We start from the raw sequence: 675 nt of genomic DNA, 5'->3' as shown, positions 1-675 counted from the left end.
TTCTCTATCCTTCCTGCTGTTTGGCTGTGATTCCCCGCCAGACAGCGTGCCATTGTCCCAGAAAAATCACTGTGAAGGTCAATCATCGATTGAGCGCCAGTCACTCTCATCCTACTTAACACCATATAAAGATGAACTCAGCGCCAAAACGGGCGTTTATGTGCTGGAGCAGGGTGCGGAAGCCATGATGTCACGAGCTTGGCTGACTGAAAGTGCAGAGAAATCCATTGATATCCAATACTTCATTTTCTCCGTGGACAACATCGGGCTGATTGCCAGCGACATGCTGGTAAAGGCGGCTGAACGAGGTGTGAAAGTCCGTGTTCTTGTTGATGACATCATGATTGAAGCCCGTGGTGATGAACTGTTGATGCTAGCGGGGCATGAAAACATCGAGATTAAGATATACAACCCCAACGTGAATATCGGGAAAAACCTCGCTGAAAAAGTGAAGGTACTGCTGACTGATTTTCATGGTTTAAACCAAAGAATGCACAACAAAATCTTTGTGGTAGATAACCAGGTGGCGATTACGGGTGGGCGCAATATCGCAGACGAATACTTTGGGTTCGACCATGCCTATAACTTCAGGGACAGAGATGTGTTCTTAGCAGGAAAAGAAGTGAAGACGCTGACAACCTCTTTTGAAGAGTATTGGAATAACGATTTAAGCGT

At 46.1% G+C, this 675-nt stretch carries 1 protein-coding gene; it reads left to right on the top strand.

Annotated elements, in window-relative coordinates; all coding sequences use genetic code 11:
* The coding region (locus tag D515_RS24500; RefSeq protein WP_039850661.1) for a phospholipase D-like domain-containing protein at positions 1-675 on the top strand (675 nt) is incomplete at both ends.

Origin of the sequence: Grimontia indica (genome assembly GCF_000333895.2) — a bacterium.
In the GTDB taxonomy this organism is placed as follows: Bacteria; Pseudomonadota; Gammaproteobacteria; order Enterobacterales; family Vibrionaceae; genus Enterovibrio; species Enterovibrio indicus.
This window is presented reverse-complemented; position numbering and strand designations above follow the sequence as displayed.